Origin of the sequence: Mesorhizobium sp. M0659, assembly GCF_040320605.1 — a bacterium.
In the GTDB taxonomy this organism is placed as follows: Bacteria; Pseudomonadota; Alphaproteobacteria; order Rhizobiales; family Rhizobiaceae; genus Mesorhizobium.
Genome location: NZ_JAMYPY010000007.1, coordinates 40,629 through 66,482, shown reverse-complemented (window position 1 = coordinate 66,482; position 25,854 = coordinate 40,629). Strand labels below are relative to the sequence as shown.

Genomic DNA, 25,854 nt, shown 5'->3' with positions numbered 1-25,854 from the left:
GCAGAGTCCAAATTTCCAAGCCATTTCCCTCCGGATCAACGCGACCGTTCCAAGCTCACGAAGGTCCGTCTTTAGCCGCAACCACTTCTCATCGCTCAATATCGCCCGGCGCACCGTCTTTATCTCGGCAAGCCGCGTTACCCGAATGCCCTGACGCGCGCTCGGGACCGCGCCCCGCAGAGAGGAACGAGGGTGAGCATCTTGCATTTGGACGCGGAAGCCAAAGCCGAACTGCATTCGGAAGCAGTGAAGCTGATCGCTCGATACGAGAGCCCGCTTGAGACCGTGAAAGCGCTCATGGCCTACAACTGTGAGCTTGAGACCCAGATACTCGCCATCGCCCACCGGCATCCGGGGGTGGCGACCGTCAGCTATGACGATACCCGGTAATGTTGGGATGATGACGGACGTGAGCGACGAAATCAGGCTTCCCAGCCCCGAACACGTCACAGCCTCCGGCATCCAGCATCATTGTTGCGAGCGTCCTGACTGCGGCAAGGATGCCGGCTGGGGTTTCGCGAAGCCAAAACAGGCACCGCATTGGTTCTGTTTTGAGCGGTCTTAATTGTGACCGGAGAGTGGAAATAGCCGGGGGGCATCAGGGCTCTCTTCTCTGAGATCGAACAGCACGAACTGACCGTGGAGCGTGGCTTGGTCCATGATGGTCTCCACCAACTCGCAGTCGGTCATTTGCAGATCGGGATCAGCTTTGCGAACTGCGGCAACGGTGTCTCGGACTGAGACGATGCTACCAACTAGGATCGGACGGATCACCGCATCCACCAACTGCTTGGCCGTAGATGCTGGCCGGAAGACTGCTTGATCCATCGCCCCTCACACTTGGAAACGCAGCAATCTAGCGCTCGACTGCTTCATTGAAAATTACATATGTTAGTTCTCCGTTCGACAAAAAAGCTGTGTTTTGAGCTTTGGGCCGCCAATCACTTCGGGTAGCCTATTGGCGACCTGAGTTGGAGCCCTTACCTCTCCGATCCGCGCTTAAGCCGCCTGATGTGGTCGACCACGTTGGCCGGCTCGTATGGCTTCGCAAGGTGCGGGCCTTGCTGACAAAGGTCGCCCGCCGCGCTCGCAGTTCGTTCTACTGCGGCAGAAAGCACTATCTTGACCTCGGGCTTGTTCTCGCGAACCCATTTCGACAGTTGGAACCCGTTCATGCTGCCCGGCAGGTCAACGTCACACAAGATCGTGTCGACAGCGAACTCCGCATGGTCCAACGCTTGTTGCGCCTCACGGGCATCATGGGCCTCAATGACCCTGTAGCCACAGTGGCGGAGATAGTCCGAGATGACGGATCGGGTGATGACGTCGCCGTCAACCACGAGGACCGTTTGGCTCTGTTGGTTCGGGGCTTCCATTGGACGGAGAACGGTCAGCGGCCGGCACGGTTCCACGCATCAATGCCTGCAATTCTGGGGCGACCATAAGCGCAGGCTTGGAGAAGAAGCAGTCGAACAGGTGCTGATCTTGTTGCTTCGGCAGGTAATTGCCTGACATGACAGCTACCTTGACGGTCGGACGCTCGCGTCGGACAAAAGCCGCCAAAGCAAGGCCATCTAGCCTGCCGGGCATCTGGACGTCGGTTAGCACCAAGTCGATGTGTATCGGGCTCTGAAGGAACTCTATGGCGTCATCCGCCGTACCCAGTTCATAAACGGTCCAACCGGCCTCCCGTAGTTGATCACCTACGTCCATGCGGATGAAGATTTCGTCCTCAACCAAGAGGACAATCCCGGCGTGCCGCCCATCGGCCCGACCTTCGTCTCCCGCGAGAGACCCCGTCCATATTGTTTCTGCTGGTTCGCTTGCCACTGCGCCCTGTTTGCATACACCCACAACGCTCACCGAACGCCGCGAGGACATAAAGGTTCCATATCGGAGAAGGCCGGGGTGTTGGTACAAAACCGTGAGCAGGTGATCCGATGACAGGCACGCGCGCCCATCCCCCTACTCCTCTCTCTTTCGGCAGTGGTACGAGCGCGAATTGCAGTACGAGCGCGGACGAATGGCTAACTGCTATGCCCGCACGGTGCGACAAAGAGGCAACGGAACGCCTCTCAAAGCGAAACCTTTACGCTCGTTCTTTCGTGCATGAGGGTGAGCTAATGAAAGATGATGCGTTAATAGCCACGCTTTCCCTCGCATGGACGCTACGCGAGCAACTCGCGCTAGCTCGGCTTGAGATGGTTCATGCGCGCGACGCTCTTGCCTCAGTCAGGATGCAGTCGAGAGATGCCTCAGCATATCGGTATCACGAACGGCTCGGCGTCGCGATGCGCCTTAACTCTTGACCGCCCATCCAAGCTGCCAAGTGCAGTTCTCCCCGTTGGCTGTTTTGCTACTGTCAGGACCGACTGAACGTAGCGCTTGGCGGGGCGGAACGGATGTGAATAGATACTCACTTGTCGGTGATCTCTGTCAGTAGGACCCCCTCCTCCTTGGCAGCCAGCCGAAAGAGCCTACGGACCTGTTGAGCTGAAGCCCTATGCTCCCCGAAGGCCACGCAAGCCTCGACCGCACGTCGCCATGCAGCGCCCTTCTTGGTGAACTTCAGGAGCAACTCTGCGGCTGCCTCGACCGAGGTGACGTTATGGCGGAGACCTGGGCGTTCCCTGATGGGGACTGCTGGGGAGAACCATGAGAGGGCCATCAGGCGAACCCTCCTGGGAACCTCCCGTGGGACAGCCTCTGCTTGAGGTCGTTGGCATTCAGGATGTCCGCCAGCTCCTTGGCGTACTCCGTGTCGGGAAGGTCGACAGATGGGTGGCCCGCTACAATAGCCGGCTTCCCGGTGAACACGTCGAACACCGTCAACGTCCCGTCGTGTTCCCGCCTTACGTCGTACCGGAGAGTTGCCATTAGGGACATCTAATGTGGGTCGGGAATATTTGGTACAAATTTCTGAGCGGGTGATCGGATAAGAGGCACGCGCGCCGCCCCCCCTGGGGTGCCTTGAGGGCGTCGCATTCTGTTGGTGATTGTCCATGTGGATGGGAAAGGCGCGCAGGGCGTCTTCGTGGCTAGCTAGCGCAAGCGCGCCTTGACATGGTTGCAAGATGCGCCGCCCTCGCCGTACTCCGCATGCAATGCCAAGACGACGCAGCTGTCCGATATGATGCCCGACTACGGGCGCTGCTAGGCGCTTGATCGGTCTTCGGCAGCAGTTGCTCGGCGTTGGCTGGCAAGTGTAGACTGTGTCAAGCACAACGTCCGTTGACAGTTAGACACAGACCCCTTACCATTGGCAAATCAGAACGAGCGGAGAGGGGCAGATGATGAACAAGTATGTGTCCTATCGCCGGGTGTCGACGGCAGACCAAGGGCACTCAGGTCTTGGAATGGATGCGCAGAAACGCGATATCAAGCTGTTTCTGGAAAACTACTCGGAAGTTCCCTTCGCCATAGTCGGGGAGTTTGAAGAGGTCCAGACCGGCAAGGATGATGGCAGGCCAGAACTGGCCAAGGCGCTTGATCTCGTCAGGAAGACCGGCGCGGAATTGCTTGTGGCTAAGCTCGACAGGCTGAGCCGCAAGGTCTCGTTCATCGCCAGCCTGATGGACGACAAGAAGGTGAAGCTCCGGGTTGCCTCGATGCCACATGCGGACAAGTTCCAGTTGCACATCTATGCGGCGCTGGCCGAGCAGGAGCGCGATTTCATCAGCAAGCGGACCAAGGATGCACTGGCTTCGGCCAAGGCGAACGGCAAGAGGCTTGGCGGGCGAAGGGTACGGAAGGACGGGACGTTCGCGCTCGACAACAGGATCGCGGGGCTCAAGGCCGTGGCCCATGCCGATGCGGCGCGCGTGATCGACTTCATCAGGCCACTCAGGGACGCCAAGCAGACGCTGAGAGAGATCGCCGGAGCGTTGCAGAAGGCCGGCATAGCGACACCACGTGGCGGAGTGTGGACGGCCAAACAGGTTTCGAGAACATTGGAGAGAATGCAGACGAATGTCTAAGCCGAGAACAATCAAAGGAAAGGGCTGGCGCAACGGCCAATACCAATGCGGGTGGCAAGACGACGGCAAGAGCTTCGAGGAAATCCTCCAGCTCGACAAATTCAAGGCGACGGGCGGCAGCCGAGCCGTCAGACGCGAGCAAACCATGAAGGCGTTGCTGCACTGGATGCGTGGGCAAATCCGCGCCAAGAAATGCAACTGGAGCCTCTACAATACCCTCAAGGATGAGATTTGCGGGCGGATGAAGGCGGGCCATCCGATGAAGGATGTAAAGGCATCAGTTGATGCGGCGATAGCGTCCGGCGCGGGCGCTCGCAGCAAAGCCGAGGAACGGAAGGTCGAGGACCGCTTTCGGCGCATGGAGGAGGCGTCAATTCAGCGGTACAATGACAAGAAGCAGGATGCCGCAATAAGACAATCTGAAGCAAACGACAACCGAAACAAAGCAGTCACTGAGCAGTCGCAGAAGTTGACCAAAATGGAGCCCTCGATGAGGCTTCAGAGTGTATTTACGGATAATTTCGAGATGTCCGACGATCACTGGGAGTGATACTTGGTGGGATAAGCGCCACCATGTCCCAGAAAAACACCCCAATCAGCGGCCCTAATCTTTGTTGCCGTGCCTGCCTCTATCTGTCCTCCCTTTTGGACTGAGTGGCGCAGGGTGGCAGCAATCCATCCGATCAACGATAAGGAACGATCACCATGACATCCGACTTGGAACTGACACACGAGGAGCAACAGCCGCCGATATGAACGTCGTGGTAAAGCCGCCCGCAAAGACGGCAGGCAGCCAGCCGCGCGATGCCCAGGGCGTGACCGAGATTGTCGCGCTCAGGGACATTCTCGTTGACGCGGAAGGGACGCAGATCAGGGACAAACTCGATGAAGCCCACGTGCGAACCCTCGTCGGCGTGCTGCAGGCCCATGACGACGGTCTTTCCGAGGTCGACGGCATCATCCTTGACAGTGACGGGCAGCCAATCGAAGCCATGACCTACGGCTTCAAGGACTTGATCGAGGTCGACCGCGTGCGCGGCAGGCTTGGCGGCAAGGATGTATTCCATCTCGTCAGCGGCTTCCATCGTGTGGAGGCGGCAAGGCGGGCCGGGAAGCTGGCCATAGGTGCCATCGTGTTTCCAGATCGAGGTCAAGCCTACCGGGAATGGCAGGCGGGCAAGGCAAACGGCCAGCACGGCAAGCGGCTGAAGCCCAAGGAACGCAAAGAGCAGTTGCGGCGCTACATCAGGGCCAATCTGCATCGGCATCCGGGGCCACGCGGCGGGCGGGCCAATGGCGAACTGAAGTCCGTCACCCAGATGTGCCTCGACAATGACGGCATCGACATCAAGACGTTCTGGAAATGGGTCAAGGAGGTCTCCTATCCGACGTGGCGGGCGCTGACCGAGAGGACGGGCTACGGCGACGAGTGGAACGACAACACCGATCCTGAATACGATCCAGACGAGGTCAGGGAAGCCCAGAATAACCGTAAGTTGGAACGGGCAATCACACTAGTGGTCAACATCGCAAATACCTTGGATCAGGAGATGAGCCTCCGCAAGGCCGAGGAATTGCTGGAGAAAGCATTGAAGGATGTCTCCGCGATGCTGACGAGCAAGATGCCAGACCCGTTCGCCTAACGCTCGCTGGGAAATCCCTGCACTATTGCGAGAAATCGACGACAAACAGACGCCCGATGATTGGTTTCATTGGGCTTTTTTAATTGGAAACAGCTCCAGTTTCGTGACCACTCCCGCACATGGGCGGGCAGCACGATGCTGGCAACAGGAAAGAAAGGAACATCAGAATGCAAGACGAAGCAACACGCCGTAAATGGCGAGAATACAAGCGCAAGTGGCGCAGCGAGAACCCGGAGCGAAACCGCGAGATGTACCGGGAGACCTATCAGCGCCACCGCGACACCATCAACGCGGATAAGCGGGAAGTGCGGAAGCTCTTCGCCGAGTGGCGGAAGACCGTATATGCCGCGCAGGGCTCTGCCAGTGTCCGCTGAGAACGTCCACCAGATCACCCCGACAATCCGCGTTGTCGAGACGGATCGTGAATGGATCGTCCAGACGGTCGAGATGAAGCGGACCCGGAGGCCTGGCCTCCAGTCAACCGGCGTATGGGCCGACCGCGCCTACATCACCAGCCGGTCGATGCTGAACGGCGAACTGAAGCGCCTTGTCGGCAATGGTGCGATGAAGGCTGGCCTTGTCCGGCATGTCAGTCAAGACGTTCTGGACTGGCTGAACGGGCTGCCCGAGCGGCACCCGTCGCGCGATCTTCAGCGGTCCACGGTGCTGGACATGCTGGAGGCATCGACAGCGCACAGCGAGCATGGTGAGACCTTCCAAGATCACCTGCCGCTGATCGTGAAGCACGGGCCGCTACGGTGGCGCAACGACCGGAATGCCCGTTTTGACCCTTGACGAGATCAGGCGGCAGGACTGGGTCGCGACCTATCCGGCGCGGGAGGCGGCCCTTGCCTTGGCTGAATGGATTGGGGCCGACGACTGGGAGACGGTTTCGCAGCTTGACCGGAGATTGCCGTGGATCGGCATCGAATGGACACAGAGCTTCAACACGGCAGCCGAGCGGTGCTTTGAGGTTTATGGCTATCCGGCTTTAGATGCTGCGGCAGTCGCGAGACGTGTTGCCGAGGTTGCGGTGCGGCCCAGCTACACAGCGGCGCGCGGAGGGGCCGCCCGAGGCAGCGGCGATCTTTCCCGACCACCAACCCCAGCCGCTCCTACGGCGCGTCCTGAGGGCTCTGTCGCACTGGACACCTACGGGTTCACACGTCGGGCATAACGCCGCCACCACCACCAACACCACCGAACCTACCCACGCCCGGAGCAATGACGCGCCGGGGTGGCCAATGACGACCAGAAGGAACGAACACATGACCAATTACGACGACAACCCCAACAAATACCAGACCGACAATACGCCGCTGGCTCAGGCGATGATACGGGCTCAAGCTGCACAGGCAGAGGCTGATACGGCCAAGCAACACGCCGTTGCTGCCGAGGCGTCAGAACGGGCCAAGCAGGAAGAGATTGACCGCGCTGTCGAACTCTCGATGTCCAAGTTCAACCAGCAGCTTGCCGCCCAGCGCATGGGCGTGAAGACGCAAGGGGCGATCCGGTCTCAGGACGTGGGCGTTATCCCGCCGATGGCTGAGATCGAGAAGACCACGGTCAGGGTTCTCGGCGGTATCGAGGTCTCATTCCAGCAGGCCAAGGACATGTGCGAGGTGGGGCAGATCACCCAGGCCGAGTTCAACAAGGCTGTGGTCGACGGACTGGCTTGCCGTGGATACGCGGCACCGAAGTCTTTCACCTGACCACGGAGGCCGAGAGTGACGAGGGGGCTTCGGCCCCTGAGTTGCCTGCCGTGGACGCCCAGGACGAGGAAGTGATCGACGATGCGAAGGAAGAGAAGCAACATGCCGAGTTTGTTCGCATGGCCGACCAGAGCCTTGATCGGTTTCGGGACACCCACAGCGAACCGCAGCAGCAGTTCATCGTGGATGCCTACGTGGAGACCGGAGAAATTCTTACCGGCGAAGCATACGGGATCGACCCGGTGGAAGCGGCTGTGGTCGAGACTGCTTTCTCTCAGCATTTGGACCGCAATGTCCTTCGGCAGCATGGGCTGACGCTGGCGACGTACTTCGAGCATGTCGACGAGGCTGATTACCCGGCGCTTCGCAGGGCTGCAGCCAAGGGCGAATGGCACGTCTTCCATGGACATGCGCAAGCCATAGCAGCGGCGCGAAAGACGCACGGGCTCTAATCCACAATGACCTTCCCGTCCCGATGCATCGCCCCAAGAGGTGTGTCGGGGCGGGGCCTTTCATTGCACGAACCCCTGTTCCGCCATGCAGGCTTTGAAGGTGCTGTTCGCTGCCATCGCCCCGGCAATCCAGAGCCGTCCCGCCATCACCTGCGTTTCACCTGCGCGACCTTTGCAAATTGCCTTCGCCCTCTCAAGACGGCTGTCTTTTGTTGTGGCCTGAACCTCACGCCAATGCCCTGATGACGTCGTGTTGTTGCACCCGACAAGCGCCAAGCCGAGCGCGGCTATGAACATAGACCGCATTCCTACCTCCCGGTTTTGCGCAGCATGCTGGAAGTTGAAAACGAGGGCAAGAGATCGACCCGTAGCGTTGGCTCGCGATACCTATGGCGAGGCGGTAAGTTGCTCGACGATGACCCGTGGCAGGGCCTTCCGCTTGGTACGTTGAGGACATGCGGCGGGCTTAACGTTGTCGTGAGAACCCCTTTATGAGACGCGTCTTTTGTCCACAGCATGAGAAGATTGTGGCCCCCTGCCCACCTTGACAGGAGGTACACCGCTCGGGCACACAGAGGTACACCGAGCTTCACCGCTTCGGGGGAAGAACCCCTTCTATCCCCTTGATTTTTTTCGGAACTTCGGGTGGAACGCCTCAGGTAGGATTTGGCCTTTAGCGCCGTCCGGGGGCACCATCCTTCGCTCTTCGAGCTTCGGATGGCGGGCCATCCTTCGAAGCTCGACCGATAGTTCAATTCGGGGCAGCTGGCAGCAGCGGCATCAGGCTAACTCGCAACCGTTGATCCTGCGACCTTCTAAGAAAACGTCGCAGCCTGAGTGGCTGCCGTACTGCCACCGAACGTGTTTCTCACCCTGACCGATCTGTATACATAGGCGGCCCAGATCCCTGTGACTATGAAGGATGCCAAAGGTGTAACCAGAGCCCCTCCGGCAAGCAAACGGTTTACCGGGACACCAAGCACAGTCGATATCCAAACTGCGTCCAGTATGAACAAGAGAGGGATCGCAAACCACAGACATATGAACAGCTGCGGGAAGCGGTGGCTTCGCCGCAGCATCGAAACAAGCACGACCAGCTGAAGCACCAGAAATGCCAGATTGAGGGCTGCCTCGCCATAGATGGCCAAGGCCCCGTTGGGCACTGTAACAAGCTGTTGGTAGGTTTTGACCAGACTGGCCATATCGACAAGTGTGCGCAACGGCGAAAGGGACAGGCTGATCGCCAGCAGGATCAGCCAGCCGCCGAACCCCACGAGGTCATCTGGGCTCTATGAGGATTTGCGCGACGACCGGACGGCGAAGAAAACCGGCACGCCAATCAGCAACAGAAGTATCGCCCAATGCCACATTTACCCACCCTCGAATGCATCCCTGGGTTGTTTAGCTCGCCACCTCTGGATTGTGCAAGCGTTTTTACAGAGATCAAGGCATCGTAGAGATTTTCGGGTTAGGTTTGCAGAGGACGCTGTCGTCGCTCGCAATGGCCGCATCTCACCCCAAGTCAAAATGCCGCGGAAAGGCCTGGTGCAGCAGGAGCAGCATGGTCTTGCGCAGCACGTCGGTGTCGCGGCTGGACGGGTTGAGATGGTCCCAATACCAGGCGCCGTGAACCAGATAATTCAGGCTCTCCGACAGCGTGTCTATGTCGACGCCGGTGTAACCGCCGCTGCGCGAAATCTCGATCAGCAGTTCGCGCGCTTCGGCCGTGTAGGCGAGATCGCTGGGCAGGCCTATCTCGTTGTAGAGCTGCATGCTCTTGCGGTCGCTGGAGAACACGACGAAGACCGACACCCAATTCGGATGCTGGCGGGCAAAGCGTTGCGCGCAATCGACCGCGCCCAAGACCCGCTCGACCGGCGACAGGCCGGGCGCCCGCACCAGCGTCAGCCACAGCGCGTCATATTGGTCGCTGAGATATTGCAGGACGGCCCGGAACAGGTTCTCCTTGCTGCGAAAATGAAAGACCACCAGTGCGTTGGACGAGCCGACATGCCCGGCAATGCGCTGCATGGTGACGCTGGCCAGCCCCTCCTCCGCGATGAGCTCGATGGTGGCGTCGATGATGCGCTGGACGCTCGCTTCGCCGCGCTCGCGCCGGCGGTCCTTGGGCGCGGCGTCGTTCGCCGCACCCTTGGCCGCCTTGCTTTTTCCCGCATCCGGAGTGGCTATGCGTTGCGCCATTGTCGTCAGTCCTTTCCCCGGCGGCCGAAACATCCCGCCGCTGCCTTGGCATGCCGGCGCCCTGCGGACTCACAGCGTCGGGCGTGTCCCGGCATTCGTGTACCACTGACCACGAGCCGTCTCATAGGCCATACCCGCCCGGAACACGTCAGCGTCGCTATAGGTGCGGCCGACAATCTGGATGCCTGTCGGCACGCCCTTGGCGGCGCGGCCCGACGGGATCGACAGAACCGGGCAGCGGCTCAGCATGTTGAACGGCGTCGTCATCACCCAGCCCAGCGACGGGTTCACCTCTCGTCCATTGATCTCGACCTTGCCTTTGGTCTGATCGAATTCCGCCGGCACTGCGGGAAGCGCATTGGTCGGGCAGATCAGCACATCGTATTTTTCCAGCAACGGCCCCAGCGTCTGGTACATCCTGGCCGCCACGTCCAAAGTTGCGACAAAGTCCGTGGCCTTCGACTTCTGGCCGTCCTGCGCAAACTGCCTGGCATAGCTGGTCATGTCCTTGCCCTGCTTGGCGAGCAGCGGCGACAGCGAGGCGCCGAAGAGATGTTCGAGATAGGCCATGCCGGCCTTGAGCACCTCGTCGCCCCAGCCGAGGTCCACCTCCTCGACGGTGGCGCCGAGCGAGCGGAACACATCGCAGGCAGCGAGCGTGTTCTTGCGCACGTCCGCATCCACCTCGAAGGACCCGAGATCCATGGAGAATGCGATCTTCCAACCCTTGATCGGCTTGTAGTCGAGCGGCAGGCGCAGTTTCGGGCGCAGCGTGGCGATGTCGAGCGGGCTCGGCCCGGCCATGACGTTCTGCAGCAGGATCGCATCCCCGACGTTTCGGGCCAAGGGCCCGGTGTGGCAGTAGAAATCGAGATTGAACGGCGGCTCATCGGGATTGCGGCCGTAAGGCGGCTTGAAGCCGACCAGGCCGCAGGCCGAGGCAGGGATGCGGATTGAGCCCGCTATGTCCGAGCCGGTTGCGATCGACGACGTGCCGGAGGCCAGCGTTGCCGCCGAACCTCCCGACGAACCGCCCGGCGTGAAATCCGGGTTCCAGGGGTTGCGCGTGACGCCCCAGCGCTTCGACCAGGTATAACCGGCGCAGCTGAATTCGGGCGTCGCCGTGCGGGCGTGGACGATGCCGCCGGCCTTCATGACACGCTCGTTCATCGTCGAGGTATGGCCGCCAAGCGCGTCCCCGGACAGCAGCGAGCCATGCGAGGTCGGCTTGCCCTTGATGTAGCTCTCATCCTTGATGCCGATCGGCAGGCCCTCGAGTGCGCCGGTCCTGGCGCCCCTGGCGTATTTCGCTTCGGCTTTTCTGGCGAGAGCCATCGCCTCGTCGAAATGCGTGAAGGTAAGGCAATTGATCGTCGCCTTGGTCGCCTCGGCGCGGCGGATGGTGGCCTGCATCAGTTCCACAGGCGACAGTTTCTTCGCCTTGAACAGCCGCAACACCTCGCTGGCCGGCATGTAGCAAAGGTCGAGATCGGACATCGAAAATCTCCCGCGGCGGCTTTACGGCATCTGGCATTGGCGATGGCAGGGCCGCGATCCGCGGCCCGATGTTTGGTGGTCAGCTTCGGCTGGCGGGCCCGCTATTTCTGCAGATCGGTCCAGATCCTGGTGTAGAGCGCCTGGACGTCTGCGGGACAGGCCGGCATGAATTGGCCCTTGTCGGCAAATTCGGCCGGAACATCCACTTCGGGCGCGCCCTTCATATCGGCCGGCAGGAAGGGCTCGGAGCCCTTGATGCCGTTGGCGTAGTGCGCGAAGGCCGAGATCATCGCTGCATTCCTGGGGTCCATGATGAAATTCTGGAAGAGCTTGGCGTTCTCGACGTTCTTGGCATCCATGAGCACCGCGACATTGTCCATCCAGATTGGAAAGCCCTCCTTGGGATAGCCGTAGACGATCTTGTCGTTCTCCAGCCGCTCGCGCAGCGATATGCCGTTCCAGTTGACGCCGGCGGCAATGTCGCCCCTGCCGAGACCGTCGACGGCCGCATAGTCGAGCGACAGCCATTTCGCTTTCGCCTCGATGAGCTTGTCATGCACCTTCTTCAAGAGCACCTTGTCGTCGGTGCAGTACTTACCGCCCTCATAGGCAATGGCGAGGAACATGATGTCCCCCATTTCGGGCACGACATTGATCTTGCCGACGAGTTCCGGCGGCGGATCGAGGAAAATCGCCGAGGTGTTCGGATCGCCCGCATATATCGATTTGTTGACCGAGATTCCGGTCGTGCCCCATTGCCACGGCACGGAGTATTTGCGGCCGGGATCGAACGGCACGTCGACCCATCTCGGATCGACGTTTCTAAAGTTCTCCATCTTGTTGGGATCGGTTTCCAAGAGCAGGCCTTCGCTGATCCAGATCGGCATCACGCTGGCCGATGGAACGACGATGTCATAGCCGGAAGCGCCCTGGCGGACCTTGGCCAGAGCCGTATCGTTGGAGTCGTAGTCGGTGACGGTAACCTTGACCTTGTAGGTCTCCTCGAACTTCTTGATCAGGTCCGGGCTGGTATAGTTGCCCCAATTGTAGATCTGGAGTTCGCCTTCGGCGTGGGCAATGCCGGTCATCGCCAGCAGCGACAGGCCGAGCGCCGTGGCGGTCAATTTCAACTGCATGCTTATGTCTCCCATTGTTGGGACTGGCGGGATTGCGCCTCGAGTCCGTAAGTTCCCTTCGTCCTGGTGGTCATTCACCGGCGAATGCCGGCTGACCAACTCGGTATCTCGGGCAACGGTATTAATTACTGAACATACAGTCAATATCTTTTAGCGACACAACTGCGTCATCGGCACCGGCAGTGCGCCGGCGAAGCCGACATGATATGGTCAAGCTCGGGGCCATTGATGAATTGGGGCAAGCCGTGGCGTGGGCGCCGCAGCCTGCAGGGTTTGGACTACGGTCATGCGCCTTTTTCTGGCGGTCGTGCTGCTGATGACCATGGCGTTCTTTTCCGCTGCGCGCGGCGAAGAGCGGATAGCGCTGGTTGTCGCCAATCCGGCCTATGAGGGCTCACCGGCAGTCGCCAACGCCGACCTCAGTGCCGAACTCGTTGCAGCGACACTACGATCGCTTGGCTTCGCCGTCCGGCAGGTGTCGGATGGCGATCGCGCCGATGTCGCGCGCGCCATGCATGATTTCGCCCAATCCCTAGCCAATCCGGACTCCGTCGGCATCTTCTACTATGTCGGCCACACCGCGCAGGCCAACGGCAGGAACTATTTACTGACGCGCGGCACCCGGATCGATTCAAAGGAAACGGTCGACCAGATGGCATTGCCCCTCGATCTGTTCATGCAGGCGCTCGAGGCAACCCCGACATTGAAGGTGGTTCTGCTCGACATTCCCGGCGATGGCCACAACCCTACTTCCGGCGTGATGCAGGGTCTGGCGGCGGTCGATCCCCTCACCCACGCCATCGTCGCCCTGTCGGCCAAACCCGGAACCGTTGCACTGGACGAAGCCCGCCCCGTCACCGTATTTGCCGATGCGCTCACCGCTGCGCTGGTCAAGCGCGGCGCGGACATAGCCATCATCCTCGCCTCGGTCAGGCAAACCACTATCGACAAAACGTCAGGCGCCCAGTGGCCATGGATGGCATATGGCCGCTCGGCAGACGCTGCCTTTGTGCTGACGCCGGACCAGATGGCCGGCGCGGCACCGGCGCTGCCGCTTGTGCCGGAACCGGCACCGCCGGCGATGGCGAGCGGCGGCTACATCTCCGGGAGTGGGGGTTGGGAGCCTGACGGCAGCGACTACGCCGATGACAGCGGTCAGGAGCCCTACCCCATGGACGTTGCACCGGGCTCCGGCAGTCCCGATGCCGCGATGGGCGACAGCGCGAAGGAGGCGGCGCTCTACGAGGAATACAAACGCCAGGAACAGCAGCGCCAATTGCAGGAGGAGCAGGCTCGGCAACGATACGAAGAGGAAAAGCAACGTCTGGAAGACGCGGCTGCGGCCGCTGCCCAGAACAATCTCGGCGGGACCTATCCGCAGGATGGCGAAGCCACCGGCGCCGAACCGCCCCCCGATAAGGCAGGGATCCCCCCTGAGGACGGCATGACATCGGCCCCGCCACCCGCGACCGGCACCGAAAGTCAGCCGGAGGCGCAGGCGCCACCGAAACCAGCGCCGCCGCCCATCGACCAGGCGCAAAGCCCTCCTTCCGGCGGCGCCCTTCCACAACCCGAGACGGGCGCTGTCGAGGTGGTGCGCCATCCAACCATCGATGCGCCGGATGAGATTGTCGCCGGCGGGACGGTGACCGTTTCGATCGCTCTGACCGAGGAGCAATTGACGCCCGAAGTGAAGGTAAAGGCAGCGCCGGGCTCGTCGGTGACAGAAGATGGCGCCCTGGCCATGGCGATGCCGGCGGGAGCCGAGCAATGGCCGATCGACATCGATCTGTTCGCCTCCGGCTTCGATCTCACCGACGGCGGCAAATGGAGCCGGCAAACGACGCTCTACCGCCAGGGCGACAGCGACTTCGTCCGCTTCGACGTCAAGGCGCGGCCGACCGCCAACGACAGCAAGCCGTCCCAGTTCATCGCACGCATCTACAGCGCCGGGAGGTTCCTCGGATCGGCGTCGCGGTCCGTTGTCATCCGTCGCACGCCGCCTGTCGAGGCAGCCGCTCGGAGCGCCGCAGCCGAACGCTCCGCAGCACCTGCCATGCTGATGCTGGCCGCAGCGCCGCCGCAGCCGGCGGTAACTGGCAATGTGACGCTCGGCGGCGCAGCCGGCGATGACGTCCCCGATCTCGACGTGACCATCCTCTATGACGATCCGAGCGGGCTGGGTTCGGGGCAGATCATCATCCATTCGCCGCATCTGGCCGGTCCGGTGACCGATACGTTCTCGACGCCACCTGAGATGGCGGCATGGCTGGACTCCGAATACCGCCGCCTGCTGCAGCTCGGATTGAGCCTGCGCGGCGCCGTTTCGCTGCAGCAGCCTGCCGCAAGCAGCGATACGGGGGCGCAAAAGCGCTTTGTCACGCTCGCCGCCGAAGGTTTTGGCGATGCGCTCTACCGCGACTATGTGCCGAAACCGTTCAAGGACGTGTTCTGGTCGCTGCGCGGCAAAGGCGAACTCCATTCGATCCAGATCACCTCGAACAGCCCGACGCTGCCCTGGGAATTGATCCGCCCGCGCAGCGCCGACGGCGCCGTCGCCGACGGTTTTCTCGGCATGGGCTACCGGCTGGCGCGCTGGGCTCCGCGCAGCAGTGCCTCACAGGTCGACAACCCGCTCGACCGCATGACCTTCACCGGCGTCGCGGCTGTCGCGCCCTCCTATGTCGACAAACGCTCGCTGCGCTTCCAACAGGACGAGATCGCGGCGCTGAGCAAGCTTTACGGCTACCGCCGCTTCGATGGCGATTTCATCTCTTTCGAGAAACTGGTCGGTGAAGTCTCGACCGGTTTCATTCATTTCTCCGGTCATGGCGAGGTCAACCAGCCGAGCAGTGGCCGGCCGGTCTTTGCCATCGATCTCGTCGATCAGTCGCTCGACCCGGATACATGGGCTGCGCTGGTCGCCACCGCGCATGGCAAGGGCAATCCGTTCTACTTCTTCAACGCCTGCGACACAGGCCGTTCCCAGATGCTCGGCGGCTTCGTGCAGGGCTGGGGTCCGGCGGTGCTGGCGGGCGGCGCTTCCGGCTTCATCGGCGGCATGTGGCCACTGACCGACCGCGCGGCAGCGGCCTTCTCGACCGATTTCTATGGCGGCATCAGCACGCGGATCAAGGACGGGCCGGTCTATCTGGCCGAGATCCTGCAGGATGTCCGCAGAGAATTCTACCGGACCGGCGATCCGACCTATCTCGCCTACACATTCTACGGCAACGCCAATCTGAGGATTGTCGGGCAGTAGGCGACGGATCGTCGTTGGCGGATTGGCTTCGCCTACAATGCGTTTTGCGGGCATGGCACGCCGGCGCCGCCGCAGCGTGAGGCCATCGGCCTGGAGCTCATGTCTTCGGACTGCCGCACAAGCTCCGCAAAGAGAAGGGCGAAACTTCCCATCACAAGGAAGACGATAATCAGGCGTGTCACCGGCAATAGACAGGTCTCGACTGGCTAGCCCCCCAGCCACCCATCCTCTGTCGGCTAACATGATCGATCAGGCTTTACGAGTGCTTAAGCTCGCACTTAACCATCACATTCGCCGTTCCGGCGACATGAAGCGCGAGCCGCCGATTCCGTTTCGCCGCGGCCGCAACTGCGCCGGACGATGCCTCCCTTTGCAGATGCGCTTGCCCATGCTACCCCACGCAACCGCCGCCGACCGCCATCGGCCGACCGCCATCGGAATGTCATGAGCAAAGCCAATCTCGCCTTCGTCTCCTCCGACACTGCCGATGCCAAGGCGGCGATGGAGAGCCTGTCGGCCCGCTATGGCCAGGCATCCTTCGACGACGCCCAGGTGGTGGTGGCGCTGGGTGGCGACGGCTTCCTGCTGCAGACCTTGCGCGACACGATGAGCACGGGAAAGAAGGTCTACGGCATGAACCGTGGCACCATCGGCTTCCTGATGAACGAGTACCGCGTAGGCGGCCTCACCGAGCGCATCGCGGCCGCGGTCGCCGAAACGATCCGCCCGCTGGAGATGCTGGCGTTGACGCATGAGGGCGAGACGGTTTCGGCACTCGCCATCAACGAGGTGGCGCTGTGGCGTCAGTCCTACCAGACGGCAAAGATCCGCATCACCGTCGATGAGCAGGTACGAATCGAGGAACTGAACTGCGACGGCGTGATGATCGCGACGCCGGCCGGCTCGACCGCCTACAATCTGTCGGCGCACGGTCCGATCCTGCCGCTGGATGCGCCGCTGCTGGCGCTGACCCCGGTCAGCCCGTTCCGGCCACGCCGTTGGCGGGGTGCCCTGTTGTCCAACAAGGCGACCGTACGCTTCGATATTCTGGAGTCGGAAAAGCGCCCGGTGAACACCGCCGCCGACCATACCGAGGTCAAGGCGGTGGCTTCCGTGACGGTCCGGGAATCGCCGACTGCGACGGCGACGCTGCTGTTTGATCCCAACCATTCGTGGAACGAACGCATTCTCGCCGAGCAGTTTCGCTATTGAGCCGGCGCAAAGAGTGACTACCTAATTAAGCATCGCGATTAAGCTTACGTTTTGACAATCGTGCCAATCCCGCCCGTTTCTGTTGACAAATCGCGGGCTTGCGCCTAATCGCAATACCAATCTTGCAGGCACGCTGTGCTTGCCGCGACGGATGCCGTTGCGCTTCCCCGAACCAGCCAAAGACAGCAACTCTTGTCCTCAGACACCACGACCGCTCCAGAAGCGTTGACCTTTTCAGACCTCGGCCTGTCGCCGAAGGTCCTTTCCGCAGTCACCGATGCCGGCTACACCGTGCCGACGCCGATCCAGGCTGGCGCCATCCCGCATGCCTTGCTCGGCAAGGATATTCTGGGCATAGCACAGACCGGCACCGGCAAGACGGCCTCCTTCGTGCTGCCGATGCTGACCCGCCTCGAAAAAGGCCGGGCCCGTGCACGCATGCCGCGCACGCTGATCCTCGAGCCGACGCGCGAGCTCGCCGCGCAGGTCGAAGAGAATTTCATCAGATACGGCAAGAACCACAAGCTCAACATCGCGCTGCTGATCGGCGGCGTCTCTTTCGACGAGCAGGACAAGAAGCTCGAGCGCGGCGCCGACGTGCTGATCGCCACACCCGGCCGTCTGCTCGATCACCGCGAGCGCGGCAAGCTGTTGCTCAACGGCGTCGAGATCCTCGTCATCGACGAGGCCGACCGCATGCTGGACATGGGCTTCATCCCCGACATCGAGCGCATCTGCGAGATGATCCCGTTCACCAGGCAGACGCTGTTCTTCTCAGCGACCATGCCGCCGGAGATCACCAAGCTCACCGAGAAATTCCTGCATGCGCCGGTGCGCGTCGAGGTGTCCAAGGCGGCATCCGCTGCCACCAACATCATCCAGCGCCTGGTCAAGTCCGGCTCCAAGCCGTGGGACAAGCGCGAGACGCTACGCAATCTGATAAAGGCCGAAGACGCCGAGCTGAAGAACGCTATCATTTTCTGCAACCGCAAGGTCGAGGTCGCGGAGCTGTTCCGCTCGCTGCTGAAGTATGATTTCGACGCCGGCGCCCTGCATGGCGACATGGACCAGCGCGCCCGCATGCAGATGCTGGCCAATTTCCGCGATGGCAAATTGCGCTATCTCGTGGCGTCCGACGTCGCCGCGCGCGGCCTCGACATTCCCGACGTCAGCCACGTCTTCAACTACGACGTGCCGATCCACGCCGAAGACTATGTCCACCGCATCGGCCGCACCGGCCGCGCCGGACGCTCGGGCAAATCCTTCACCATCGCCACCAAGTCCGACACCAAATACATCGACGCCATCGAGCGGCTGATCGGCAACAAGATCGAGTGGCATGACGGCGACCTGTCGACCGTGGTCGCCAGCGAAGGCGGCGAGGACGAAGCGCCCCGCCGTGGCCGTGGCGCTCCGCGCCGCGCCGGCCGCAAGGACGAGGACCGCAAGCCCCATGATCGCAAGGACGGTGGCGAGCGCAAGCCGCGCGAACGCCATGCCAAGCGCAGCGACGACGCGCCGGCGGCAGATGCCGCGCGCGAGGAACAGCCGGTGGTAGCCGAGGCCGCGGTCGCCGACATCGGCGAACGGCATCAGCGCAAGGAAGCGATTCGCTCCGAAAACAGCGACCGCAAGGTCTCCGATCGCAACAACGAGAACCGCGCCCCGGAACGCGGCGACACAAGGCCGCAGCGCGCCAGCAACAGCCGCCCTGCCCGCGGCAACAACCGCGGTGAAGACAATGACGGCACCGTCGGCTTCGGCGACGACATGCCGGCCTTCATGAAGATCGTCGCCAAGGTCTGATCGTCGCAGTCCTAAAATAGCTGCCAAGTGATCGGCAATTGCTCACGGCCCCCATTGGCACGTGTTTCGAACATCGTCGCGAAGGTCGGCGAGGTTATTGCCAAAAAAGGCAGGCAGGATGTGGGGGAACCTCCCTGCGTAGGGCACGAGAAACTGCAGATCGATGCCCGCCTGCTGGAAGTTCTCGGTGGCATAAAGGTGGCGCCCACCGGCAGCGTTGATGTAGCGCTGTCCGCCGAGCGCTCGAACGATGCCGATAATGCGCGCTTGCCCTCGCAAGGCGGGATCAACGCCGAGGCTGGAACTGCGCAAGATGTTTGCTTTGAGTTCGAGCGCGTCGGCGACGAGCCGAAGACCGTTCTCGAGAAAGCTTGTCACGTCGCCAAGCGACCCGGTCAGATGGCGGCTGATCCGCTCCGCGGCCGGCGTTGTCGCCTGGCCCGGCAGGCCGAAAGCGGCCAGGCGCTTGTCCAGAGCGGTTCGGGCGCCGTCCGCCCAGCGCAGATCCTTTATCTGTGTATCGAACGGCATAGGCGCGAGCGGCAATGTCAGCCAGCGGCCCGGTGTCATTTCGCAACGATGCACCCGTCCCCGGCGCGGGAACTGGACATCGTCGAAAACAACGAAGACGTCGCTCGCAGCCATCAGGCGAAAATAGCCCGCATGCGGGAAGAAATATGGCTGCATGACAGCAATGGTGAGCTTGCCCGTCACTGCGTCTTGCCTTCGCCATAGAAGCAATGAGGCAAGCTTCGAACGTGCTGCTGGAACGCTTGAAGGACCGGCGATGCGAACGACTTGCAACAGAAGGCGTCGAATTCGTCGCGGTTGCACAGGAAGCTGTGGCGATCGAACTGCTCGCGGCGAAGATAATGCAGCACCCGGATATCCGCCGGGTCGCGCAGCCCGTGCGCCAGCATCTCGTCGGAGTTTGGACAATTGTATTCCGGCCCGAGAGGCAACGCATCGGCCCCGACCGTCAGGATGGCCAGCGACAGCGCGATCTGGCCGGAAAAGAAGATCGAGGGCTGATCCCTCAAATAATCCAGTACGCGCGCGGTAAGCGGGCGGATCAGTGGCTGAATGGCGCTGAAAGCGCTTTTGTTGAAGACGACGAAGCCATAGTTGATGTAGGCGGGGCACCCGCCGAAGGCGCCATCCGACGACTCGGAATATCGCCAGTTGAGAGGCGTATCTGCAAAGCCGAGCGTCTCAAGAAGCCGACGCCATGCAGCGTTGTTTTCCGAGCCATCTCTCGAAAATGGCGAGAAATGCGCCGGTAGGCCGGCAACACTCGGCCGATCAGCGTCGCGCATGCGTTGCAAAAGCTCGTCGATCGGCCGCATCAGGCAGGCGTCGGCGTCGGCGAGGATGATGACATCGCCGCGCGGCGCCTCGGCATAGCGGTCAAAGCCCGAGGAGAAACCCCGGTCGCTGATAGCACGCGGCACGGGGCGCCACGTTACCGGGAAGGCCGAGGACCAGGTGTTGGCGGCATGGAGTTCGTCGATGTCGGCATGCCCGCCAACAGAGACCACAATGGGGGCGGCCGCATAGACGCCGCCGAGCTTGGCCAACGACAAAGCTGCCAGCTTGACGTTTGAGAAAAATTCCGGCTCCGGCAGGATCGGGATGCGAAATTCGAAAGTCATGCCGGTCCCCGTCATGTCAAATCGCGAGTCGCCCAGCCGATGCCGGCCTCGCCGAACCCGTTGCCGTTGTAGAACATCACTTCACCGGAAGCGCGTCGCATGACGCAACAATAGGCCTGCATCCAACTGTCGAAGTCGCCGGCCGCCGGCGGATTGCTGAAGATCACAGGTTCCGCCTCGCCAGCCATGCCATCCCGGACATCTATCAGGCGGGAAAAAAGGCGGTAGGCTTCATTGCCACCATCGCGAAAGTCCCGCCCGCGGCGGCTGTACCACAGCCGTATACCGCCAGCCTCATGCGTGACCCAGGGACGCGTCTGGCTGTTCCCGTCCCCGAGGTCGTCACCTAGGACCGGGACCGAGCCTGTTTCCCACAGAATTCCGTCTGGCGAAACACAGCTGCGGAGCACATAGTCAGGCTCCCGGACACCTCTGGTCTCCACCCAACCGGTGCCGCTCGCATACCACATGCGATAGCCGCCCTTGATCGCACCAACGAAGGGCGTTGACACGAAATAGGGATCTGCCGGACCGATACTGCGGACCGGCCCCGCAAATGCTCTCTCGAAATTCAGCCCATCATCGCTGGTGGCGAGCCCGATGGCGATCTGAAAGCTGACATCGCTACGTGGGTAGATGCCCGAATAATACAGATGCACGCGCCCACCGATCATCACCGCGCAGGAGGGCCCCAGCCCCGAGCAATCGAAAGTGCCTGGCAGGCCCGGCTCCATGATCGGGTCGAAATACTCACCCAACACACGCATGCCGTCTTGCGGGTCGACATCAACGGCCAGGATGGATGACCGGTTGGCGCTATTGCGCCCGGCGAAATAGATGCGCCAAAGCCGAGGCGAAAGGGCGAGGACCGTCGGAACCTGCGCGTAGCTGCCCCACCACCCGTGCCCCGCCTTTATGGGCACCAGCAACCCCTGCCGGGTCCATTTCCTCTGACGGCCAGGCATCAGCGGAACTTCATCGACTTGATACGGGCGCTGGAATAGGGCTTCGGAAAGTCCGAGGGATGACGCACTACACTGTTGGCGGGCACATCGCGCCGGATCATGCAACGGGACTCGATATAGCTTCCGGCACCGATCGTGATGCCGTTGTCGATGCCGACCTGGCCGCCGATCAGGCTGCACGTGCCGATATGGACACCGCTCGCCAGCCCCACCTGCGACGAGACGAAGCAGAAATCCTCGACGATGGAGTGATGACCGACATGGCTACCGCTCCACATCATGATGCCTTCGCCGAGGCGGACAAACGGCTGCAGCGTGCAATTCTCGAGAATGAAGCAGTTTTCACCAACCGTGTCCGCCATATTGTGCGTAGAGGGGTGGATGAAGCGCGTGAAGCTGTACCCGCGCGCCCGGCCCTGCTTATGCCGATCACGGCGGAACTCGTTGAGGTTCTGGTAGCTGAGCGGACCAAGCAGCTTGACGGTTTCAGGCGGGAATCGGTCCTCAAGCTTTTCCCAGGCGACCACGGGAAGACCTTTGAACTCGGTTTGTGTGAGGAAGTCTTCGTCGACAGTAAAACCGACGACGCGATCCTCTCCGAACCTGTCGAGGTAGGCCCACGCGACCTCGGCGATCTGGCCCATCCCAAAAATAACCACGTCCGCCATGCCGCCCCCGCGCCTATGCCCATTATATTCTTGACCCGCAAGCCGGAAATCCGCGGATCGTCGGCTACGCGGCAGCCTTGTAGACGTAAACCGTGTACTCGTAGAGCCCGTAGTCGGCGCGAATGAGGTGATGACGCGACAATTGACCGACGACGAAGTGGCTTATCCGATCATAAGGCACGTGAAAAAGGTCCTCGCGTTCCCAGTCGACGTGCTTCGACATCAGGTTGAAGGCCATTCCCTTGCGGGCATGCGGGAACACCCTTGCGATCAACCGGGTCATGGTGTCGAACATCGTCTCGTAGGCGACGCCACAACGCTCCGTGAAGACCCCGTTCATGATGATGTAGTCGGCCTCGGGCACAACCACCTCATTCTGCATCACGTCCATACAGTCAAAGGTCACGCCGGGATATTTGCGCCGGCACAGGTCAATGAACCGTGCGGACAGATCGAGCCCCCGATATCGCAGTTTGCGATCGTCGGATTGGCGCAAATAGTCGAGGAAGTGGCCGGCGCCGCAGCCGAAGTCCAGCACATCGACCCGGTCGCGCTCACGCATCGCCTCGGCCATTATGCGGTAACGTGTCGCTGCCCCCCCGGCATCCGGCCAGTCGACTCCCTGGGGCGTATCGCCATGACGTGCAAGACACGCCTCGTAGTGGGCGACCAGCGCGTCGTATGGACCACTGTCGGGCAATTGGAATACCTCGTCTAATTGGCAATAGAAGGCGTCGGCTGGCTTGTATATCACTCTATAATCTGCGCGAAACATCATGTCACTGAATCGCTCACTCACAGGCTTATACTCGATGCACACTTCGAATATGCCTTTGCCGCGCAAGCTTCGGGTTTGCCTCATCAATCCGCGGTTCCGCCCTTCCGTCTGGAGCCGGGACGAGGTGCTTCCCGTTCTGCCTGGCCAAAAAGGCAGCTGGATCGTGACAGGTTCCCTGCCCGCCCTTGCGGCGCTTGCTCCGGATCATTGTGATGTCGTCCTGCTCGATGAGAATGTCGAGGACCTGGATTTCGAGCGGCTCGGTGCCTTCGACATCGTCGGCGTGACCGGCATGATCGTGCAGCGCGACCGCATGTTTGAAATCCTCGAGAGACTGCGCGATCTACCGATTACCGTCGCCGCGGGCGGTCCCTATGTCTCGGTGTCGGAGGCGGAGTTTGTCGACCGCTGCGACGTGCGCTTCATCGGCGAAGCCGAGGAAACGTGGCCTCGCTTCCTGACGGCTTTCGCTCGCGGAGAGCCTGTCCAGAAGCGCTACGAGCAGGACGCGAAAACCGATATGGAGACCGTCCCCACGCCTCGATATGACCTGCTGAAATCTGGAAGCTACGTGGTAGCGTCTCTACAGTTCTCGCGAGGATGCCCGTTCCTTTGTGAATTCTGCGACATCATTACCATCTTCGGTCGCCGGCCACGCCTGAAGTCGCCGGCGCAAATGATTCGCGAGTTCGATGCGATCGTGAAGGCGGGCTTCCGTACCTGTTTTCTGGTCGACGACAATTTCATCGGTAACAAGGTCAAGGCCAAGGAACTCCTGAGAGGCCTGATCGATTGGCAAAAGGTAAACGGCTATCCATTGGCCTTTTCGACAGAAGCCAGCATCAATCTGGGTGACGACGCGGAAATGCTCGATCTGATGCGTCTGGCCAATTTCCGCCAAGTCTTTGTCGGCATCGAGTCGCCCCGCGCCAAGTCGCTGATGGAAACGAGGAAGATCCAGAACGTTCGTGGCGACAGCATGATCGACAAATTGCAGCGCATCCGCGACAGCGGGCTGGTGATTCAGGCGGGTTTCATCGTCGGTTTCGATAGCGACGATGAGGCGATCTTCGATGAGCAGTTCGAGTTCATTCAGCAAATCGGTATCGCGCAAGCATCTGTGGCAATCTTGTGCCCGATCCCCACGACGCCGCTCTATGGGCGGCTGAAGATGGAGGGTCGGCTGGACCTCAGCGACCCCTATGTCAGCTTCCGCCCGAAGAAGATGACGCGCGAAGCGCTGAGGGCCGGCTATGACAGGTTGGTGCAGCGCCTTTACGAGCCGGACGCCTACTTCAGCCGCCTTGTGGATGGCTATTTCGGATCGCCAGGCTTTCGCAAGAGCCGGGCGACGCTTGCAACCCTGATCGGCCGGAAGCGTTCCGGCGTGACCCGGATTGCGGAATTGGCCGGTGCCATCCTGATGGCTGCCCGACTCTTCAGAGCTTTGCTTGCCAAGCGCAGCGCGATGTCGCTGGGCGGCGCCTATGTCAGGCATTGGCGCCGCAACCGGCGTCTCTGCGGCCGCGAGGCGATACCATTCGCCAGTTTCGTGCTGCTTTGCGCCGATCACTGGCATTTTTACACCATCTCGCGGACCAGCAGTAAGATCGAGATCGGGACCAGCCGGCCCGAAACCTTGCGGCCCATACCCGCAAATGAAGGCCTCTATCTGGACAAGACCGCAGGCGGTAGAGCTTGAACGCCGACGGATTGTGGGATGCCGATCCCGGCCCAGCGCCCGATGTTCCCGTGTCGCGCCCGCGACTGCCGACAGGCGACAGCATCCTTCCCTATCTGCACGAGATCGATGCAACTCGCTGGTACAGCAACAACGGTCCGTTGAACCGGCGTTTCCAGGAAGCTCTCAAGACTCGGACCGCTGCAGGCCATGTCGTATGTGGCGCAAACGCAACGCTGGGGTTGGCGCTCGCATTGATGGCGCAGAAACCGGCGAAGGGAAGTCTCTGCATGATGCCGTCCTGGACCTTCGCGGCCAGCGCGCACGCGGCGGTCCTCGCAGGGCTCGTTCCATGGCTGGTCGACGTAGACCTGGACAGCCAGCAACTGTTGCCCGAGAGCGCGGCAGAACTCCTCCGCCAGGCTCCCGGCGGCGTCGGAGCGGTCATGCCGGTCATGCCGTTCGGCCGCCCGATTGGTGTCGCGAACTGGGATCGGTTCAAGAGCGATACCGGTCTTGCCGTGGTAATTGACGCAGCCGCAGCCTTCGACACCTTGACGCCATCGCGGGTTCCGGCAGTCGTCAGCCTGCATGCCACCAAGGCACTCGGCATCGGCGAAGGTTGTTTTATCGCGTCAGACGACGGCTCTCTGATCGAGGAAATCGCGGAGGGTGCCAACTTTGGTTTTTCAAATTCGCGCGAGGCGGTCAGACCGGCCCTGAACGGCAAGCTCAGCGAGTATGGTGCGGCCGTCGGCCTGGCCGCACTTGAGCTGTGGCCACATACGCGTGCCGCCTACAAGCGCGTTGCCACAAGCTATAGCCGCTCGCTGGGGTCGATTTCCGAGCTGAGCTTGCCGGAGGGGTTCGGTGAAAAATGGATATCCTCCACCGTCACCATTGGCCTGCGGCCTGGTTCGATGGACCGGGCGCTCACGGCGCTGGCGAAAGGAGGGGTTGGTGTGCGCCGGTGGTGGGGTGGCGGTCTGCATCGGCACGCAGCCTTCGAACATTTTCCCAGGCTGCCGCTACAGACCACTGACATACTGGTAGCGACTCAACTGGGGCTACCCTGTTGGACCGATCTTGCGGATGAAACAATCTCCCGCATCTGCTCGATCCTCAGCGAAGTGGCTGCTGCGGGCTGAGCCGAATGTCTGGTCGACTCCTAAGGCAAAACGGCCCCTTAGCGCCCAGCGCGATGCTGGCGC

The 25,854-nt window shown here is 61.3% G+C and carries 28 protein-coding genes; 13 read left to right on the top strand and 15 right to left on the bottom strand.

Annotated elements, in window-relative coordinates; translation table 11 throughout:
- Positions 1-192 precede the first annotated feature (192 nt).
- Positions 193-390, top strand: coding sequence for a hypothetical protein (locus NKI31_RS13430; protein ID WP_352651824.1), 198 nt, complete (start codon positions 193-195; stop codon positions 388-390).
- A gap of 171 nt (positions 391-561) precedes the next feature.
- Here the strand turns inward: NKI31_RS13430 and NKI31_RS13425 are convergent, their stop codons facing one another.
- The 4 genes from NKI31_RS13425 to NKI31_RS13405 form a co-directional block, all read right to left on the bottom strand.
- Complete coding sequence (locus tag NKI31_RS13425; RefSeq protein WP_352651823.1) at positions 562-828, bottom strand: hypothetical protein; 267 nt, start codon at positions 826-828, stop codon at positions 562-564.
- Between the two features lie 152 nt (positions 829-980).
- Positions 981-1,340 (bottom strand): response regulator, encoded by a 360-nt coding sequence (locus NKI31_RS13420; protein WP_352651822.1) that lies wholly within the window; start codon positions 1,338-1,340, stop codon positions 981-983.
- Positions 1,333-1,740 carry a response regulator gene (locus NKI31_RS13415; protein ID WP_352651821.1) on the bottom strand — a complete coding sequence of 136 codons (408 nt, stop codon included), beginning with the start codon at positions 1,738-1,740 and terminating at the stop codon, positions 1,333-1,335. The genes NKI31_RS13420 and NKI31_RS13415 overlap by 8 nt, the downstream gene beginning before the upstream one ends.
- A 927-nt stretch (positions 1,741-2,667) precedes the next feature.
- Entirely contained in the window at positions 2,668-2,877 is a 210-nt protein-coding gene (locus tag NKI31_RS13405) for a hypothetical protein (protein ID WP_352651819.1), read from the bottom strand.
- A 416-nt stretch (positions 2,878-3,293) separates the two neighbouring features.
- On the opposite strand from NKI31_RS13405, the gene NKI31_RS13400 reads away from it, so the two are divergent.
- Entirely contained in the window at positions 3,294-3,977 is a 684-nt protein-coding gene (locus tag NKI31_RS13400; protein WP_352651926.1) for a recombinase family protein, read from the top strand.
- Positions 3,970-4,527, top strand: coding sequence for a hypothetical protein (locus tag NKI31_RS13395; protein WP_352651818.1), 558 nt, complete (start codon positions 3,970-3,972; stop codon positions 4,525-4,527). The genes NKI31_RS13400 and NKI31_RS13395 overlap by 8 nt, the downstream gene beginning before the upstream one ends.
- A gap of 133 nt (positions 4,528-4,660) precedes the next feature.
- Here NKI31_RS13395 and NKI31_RS13390 read toward each other — a convergent pair whose 3' ends face one another.
- The gene (locus tag NKI31_RS13390; protein ID WP_352651817.1) at positions 4,661-4,906 is read right to left on the bottom strand and encodes a hypothetical protein; all 246 of its coding nucleotides are present in this window, start codon (positions 4,904-4,906) and stop codon (positions 4,661-4,663) included.
- Between NKI31_RS13390 and NKI31_RS13385 the strand changes: the two genes are divergently transcribed.
- From NKI31_RS13385 to NKI31_RS13365, 5 genes are all read left to right on the top strand, one after another.
- Positions 4,892-5,620: a hypothetical protein gene (locus NKI31_RS13385; RefSeq protein ID WP_352651816.1), complete on the top strand. Its 729-nt coding sequence runs from the start codon at positions 4,892-4,894 to the stop codon at positions 5,618-5,620. The genes NKI31_RS13390 and NKI31_RS13385 overlap by 15 nt on opposite strands.
- Positions 5,621-5,787: 167 nt before the next feature.
- Positions 5,788-5,994: a hypothetical protein gene (locus NKI31_RS13380; protein WP_352651815.1), complete on the top strand. Its 207-nt coding sequence runs from the start codon at positions 5,788-5,790 to the stop codon at positions 5,992-5,994.
- Positions 5,984-6,415: a hypothetical protein gene (locus NKI31_RS13375; protein WP_352651814.1), complete on the top strand. Its 432-nt coding sequence runs from the start codon at positions 5,984-5,986 to the stop codon at positions 6,413-6,415. The genes NKI31_RS13380 and NKI31_RS13375 overlap by 11 nt, the downstream gene beginning before the upstream one ends.
- A 473-nt stretch (positions 6,416-6,888) precedes the next feature.
- Positions 6,889-7,332, top strand: coding sequence for a hypothetical protein (locus NKI31_RS13370; protein ID WP_352651813.1), 444 nt, complete (start codon positions 6,889-6,891; stop codon positions 7,330-7,332).
- 50 nt (positions 7,333-7,382) lie between these two features.
- Positions 7,383-7,784: a hypothetical protein gene (locus NKI31_RS13365; protein ID WP_352651812.1), complete on the top strand. Its 402-nt coding sequence runs from the start codon at positions 7,383-7,385 to the stop codon at positions 7,782-7,784.
- A 60-nt stretch (positions 7,785-7,844) separates the two neighbouring features.
- On the opposite strand, the gene NKI31_RS13360 is transcribed toward NKI31_RS13365, so the two are convergent.
- From NKI31_RS13360 to NKI31_RS13340, 5 genes are all read right to left on the bottom strand, one after another.
- Positions 7,845-8,081 carry a hypothetical protein gene (locus tag NKI31_RS13360; RefSeq protein WP_352651811.1) on the bottom strand — a complete coding sequence of 79 codons (237 nt, stop codon included), beginning with the start codon at positions 8,079-8,081 and terminating at the stop codon, positions 7,845-7,847.
- Positions 8,082-8,599: 518 nt separating this feature from the next.
- Entirely contained in the window at positions 8,600-9,058 is a 459-nt protein-coding gene (locus NKI31_RS13355) for a DUF2569 family protein (RefSeq protein WP_352651810.1), read from the bottom strand.
- Positions 9,059-9,296: 238 nt separating this feature from the next.
- Entirely contained in the window at positions 9,297-9,986 is a 690-nt protein-coding gene (locus NKI31_RS13350) for a TetR/AcrR family transcriptional regulator (protein WP_023681477.1), read from the bottom strand.
- A gap of 69 nt (positions 9,987-10,055) precedes the next feature.
- Positions 10,056-11,483, bottom strand: a complete 1,428-nt coding sequence (locus tag NKI31_RS13345) for an amidase (RefSeq protein ID WP_352651809.1) — start codon at positions 11,481-11,483, stop codon at positions 10,056-10,058.
- 101 nt (positions 11,484-11,584) lie between these two features.
- On the bottom strand, positions 11,585-12,619 hold the full coding sequence (locus NKI31_RS13340) for an extracellular solute-binding protein (RefSeq protein ID WP_352651808.1): 1,035 nt from the start codon (positions 12,617-12,619) through the stop codon (positions 11,585-11,587).
- Positions 12,620-12,905: 286 nt separating this feature from the next.
- Here NKI31_RS13340 and NKI31_RS13335 point away from each other — a divergent pair, with 286 nt between their 5' ends.
- The 3 genes from NKI31_RS13335 to NKI31_RS13325 all read left to right on the top strand — a co-directional run bounded on the left by NKI31_RS13335 (position 12,906) and on the right by NKI31_RS13325 (position 18,899).
- On the top strand, positions 12,906-15,881 hold the full coding sequence (locus NKI31_RS13335) for a caspase family protein (RefSeq protein ID WP_352651807.1): 2,976 nt from the start codon (positions 12,906-12,908) through the stop codon (positions 15,879-15,881).
- Positions 15,882-16,325: 444 nt separating this feature from the next.
- Positions 16,326-17,093 (top strand): NAD kinase, encoded by a 768-nt coding sequence (locus NKI31_RS13330; protein ID WP_023681482.1) that lies wholly within the window; start codon positions 16,326-16,328, stop codon positions 17,091-17,093.
- 192 nt (positions 17,094-17,285) lie between these two features.
- Positions 17,286-18,899, top strand: a complete 1,614-nt coding sequence (locus tag NKI31_RS13325) for a DEAD/DEAH box helicase (protein WP_031243648.1) — start codon at positions 17,286-17,288, stop codon at positions 18,897-18,899.
- Positions 18,900-18,941: 42 nt separating this feature from the next.
- Here NKI31_RS13325 and NKI31_RS13320 read toward each other — a convergent pair whose 3' ends face one another.
- The 5 genes from NKI31_RS13320 to NKI31_RS13300 all read right to left on the bottom strand — a co-directional run bounded on the left by NKI31_RS13320 (position 18,942) and on the right by NKI31_RS13300 (position 22,938).
- Positions 18,942-19,613, bottom strand: coding sequence for a WbqC family protein (locus NKI31_RS13320; RefSeq protein ID WP_352651806.1), 672 nt, complete (start codon positions 19,611-19,613; stop codon positions 18,942-18,944).
- The gene (locus tag NKI31_RS13315) at positions 19,610-20,476 is read right to left on the bottom strand and encodes a hypothetical protein (protein ID WP_352651805.1); all 867 of its coding nucleotides are present in this window, start codon (positions 20,474-20,476) and stop codon (positions 19,610-19,612) included. The genes NKI31_RS13320 and NKI31_RS13315 overlap by 4 nt, the downstream gene beginning before the upstream one ends.
- 86 nt (positions 20,477-20,562) lie before the next feature.
- Entirely contained in the window at positions 20,563-21,516 is a 954-nt protein-coding gene (locus NKI31_RS13310) for a hypothetical protein (RefSeq protein WP_023738923.1), read from the bottom strand.
- A complete protein-coding gene (locus NKI31_RS13305; RefSeq protein ID WP_023738924.1) occupies positions 21,516-22,184 on the bottom strand; it encodes an acetyltransferase in 669 nt (222 codons plus the stop codon). Before NKI31_RS13305 ends, NKI31_RS13310 begins: the two co-directional genes overlap by 1 nt.
- Positions 22,185-22,248: 64 nt before the next feature.
- The gene (locus NKI31_RS13300) at positions 22,249-22,938 is read right to left on the bottom strand and encodes a class I SAM-dependent methyltransferase (protein ID WP_196813703.1); all 690 of its coding nucleotides are present in this window, start codon (positions 22,936-22,938) and stop codon (positions 22,249-22,251) included.
- Between the two features lie 79 nt (positions 22,939-23,017).
- Here NKI31_RS13300 and NKI31_RS13295 point away from each other — a divergent pair, with 79 nt between their 5' ends.
- Both NKI31_RS13295 and NKI31_RS13290 read left to right on the top strand, forming a co-directional pair.
- On the top strand, positions 23,018-24,664 hold the full coding sequence (locus NKI31_RS13295; RefSeq protein ID WP_196813702.1) for a B12-binding domain-containing radical SAM protein: 1,647 nt from the start codon (positions 23,018-23,020) through the stop codon (positions 24,662-24,664).
- Entirely contained in the window at positions 24,661-25,791 is a 1,131-nt protein-coding gene (locus NKI31_RS13290) for a DegT/DnrJ/EryC1/StrS family aminotransferase (RefSeq protein WP_050588626.1), read from the top strand. The genes NKI31_RS13295 and NKI31_RS13290 overlap by 4 nt, the downstream gene beginning before the upstream one ends.
- The last annotated feature ends 63 nt before the right edge of the window (positions 25,792-25,854 follow it).